The organism is Ornithinimicrobium sp. (genome assembly GCF_030537745.1).
In the GTDB taxonomy this organism is placed as follows: Bacteria; Actinomycetota; Actinomycetes; order Actinomycetales; family Dermatophilaceae; genus Ornithinicoccus.
Window position 1 is genome coordinate 1 of the sequence record NZ_JAUNVI010000124.1, and the last position, 2316, is coordinate 2316.

At 66.8% G+C, this 2316-nt stretch carries 2 protein-coding genes; one reads left to right on the forward strand and one right to left on the reverse strand.

Annotation, left to right across the window (positions count from 1 at the left end; all coding sequences use genetic code 11):
- The coding region (locus Q4P07_RS14250) for a tryptophan--tRNA ligase (protein WP_368660292.1) at positions 1-714 on the forward strand (714 nt) is incomplete at its 5' end.
- Positions 715-807: 93 nt separating this feature from the next.
- Here the strand turns inward: Q4P07_RS14250 and Q4P07_RS14255 are convergent.
- Positions 808-2316 (reverse strand): DEAD/DEAH box helicase (locus Q4P07_RS14255; protein ID WP_303375575.1); only part of this gene is annotated, 1509 nt, incomplete at its 5' end.

The window sequence follows — 2316 nt, forward strand, 5'->3', positions numbered from 1 at the left end:
TTCCTGTCGATCGTCACCGACGCGGAGTTGCGACGCAACCCCACCGTGAAGTCGGAACTCGATGACACGGGGGAGCGTCCCATGTCCGGCCTGATGCTCACCTACCCGGTGCACCAGAGCGCGGACATCCTGTTCTGCAAGGCGAACCTGGTGCCCGTCGGCAAGGACCAGTTGCCGCACATCGAACAGGCACGCACGGTCGCTCGTCGCTTCGACGAACGCTACGGACGGGCGGACGCGCAGCGTGCTGTCTTCCCGGAACCCGAGGCGCTGCTCAGCCGTTCCGGCACCATTCTGGGTCTCGATGGCACCAAGATGAGCAAGTCCAAGGGCAACACCATCGAGCTGGGCATGACGGCCGACGAGACGGCAAAACTGCTCAAGCGTGCGGTGACCGACTCCGACCGGCACATCACCTATGACCCCATCAACCGTCCCGAGGTGTCCAACCTCGTCAATCTCACGGCGCTGTGCATGGATCTCGATCCACTCGATGTGGCCGAGCAGATTGGCGACGGTGGAGGCGGAGGCCTCAAGAAGCTGGCCACGGAGGCGGTCAACGAACGTTTCGCCGGCCACCGCGCACGACGTGCGGAGATCGTCGCCGACCCCGGTCAGTTGCGCGCCATCCTGGCCGATGGCAATGCGCGTGCCAATGACGTCGCCAACGAAACCCTTGACGAGGTTCGCCAGGCAATGCAAATGGACTACTGACCGGCACCGCGGGGTCGAACCCGCCACGCCAAACACGAGGAGGCCCGGTCGATGACCGGGCCTCCTCGTGGTTGTTGCAGCTGTGGGGGTGTCTCAGACCGACGGCTGGGCGGCGTCCTTGACCTCCACGCCGGCACGGCGACGACGACGCTTGCGCGGCTTCGACGCCACCGCGGCGTCGTCCCTCGGATGGTCGCCCACTGCCTCTGTGGAGGTGTTGCGCCGGGGGCGATGACGATCTGCGTCACCGGAGCCCCCGGAGGGACGGTCACCCGAGCGTCGCTCACTGGAACGACCGCCAGAACGGCGTTCGGAGGAGCCTCGCTCCGAGCGCTCTGAGCGTTCCTTGCGTTCCACCGGCTTGGCTCCGGGGAGCTTCCCGCGGGTCCCCGCGGGGATGTCGAGTTGCTCGAACAGGTGCGGCGAGGACGAGTAGGTCTCCTCCAGCGGAGGCAGGTCCAGCTCGAGTTCCTTGTCGATGACCTTCCACCGGGTGGCATCCGCCCAGTCGACGAGGGTGACCGCCACGCCCTTCTGACCGGCGCGAGCTGTGCGGCCGATCCGGTGGACGTAGGTGTTGGCCGTGTCGGGGCACTCGAGGTTGACCACGTGGCTGACGCCGGTGATGTCGATGCCGCGAGCTGCGACGTCGGTGGCCACGAGGATCGTGATCTTGTCCGAGCGGAAATCCTTCAACGCACGCTCACGTGCGGCCTGGTTCAGGTCGCCGTGGATGGCCGCGGCCGGGAAGCCCCGGTCCACCAGTTCGTCGGAGAGGCGCTGAGCCGCGCGCTTGGTGCGGCAGAACACCATCATCTTGGTGGTGTTGGTGCCCTGGGCCAGCCGCGCGACGATCTCGGGCTTGTCCAGGTTGTGGGACTGGTAGGCGAACTGCTCGACGTCCGGAACGGTGGCCTTGGCATCCTGACCCTCGGCCCGGATGTTCACCGGTCGGTTCAGGGTTGCGCGGGCCAGCGCAAGGATGGGGGCCGGCATCGTCGCCGAGAAGAGCAGGACCTGGCGATCCTTCGGCGTGGCAGCCAGCAGGCGTTCGATGTCCGGCAGGAACCCGAGATCGAGCATCTCGTCGGCCTCGTCCAGCACGAGAACCTGAATCTTCGACAGGTTCAGCGCACGCCTGTTCAGCAGGTCGAGCAAGCGGCCGGGGGTACCGACGACGACGTCAACCCCGGAGGCGAGAGTGTCGAGCTGCTCGTCGTAGCCCGTGCCGCCGTAGATGGTCAGCACACGGGTTTTGAGCTTTGCACCGGCGAGCGCGAGGTCGCGGGACACCTGGAGGGCGAGTTCGCGCGTGGGGGCCACGACGAGCGCGCGGGGCTTGCCGTGCGTGGGCGGATCTTCCGCGTCCTCGGCCAGACCCGTGATCCGGTGCAGCAGGCTGGTGCCGAAGGCCAGCGTCTTGCCCGTGCCGGTGCGTGCCTGACCAATGAGGTCGACGCCTGACAGGGCGAGGGGGATCGCCAGCGACTGGATCGGGAAGGGGTGGACGATGCCGCCCTCGGCCAGTGCGGATGATATTTCTTCTCTGATGCCGAGATCGGCGAACGTCTGTTCGCCCGGCTGTTCTTGATCGCTCAGCGT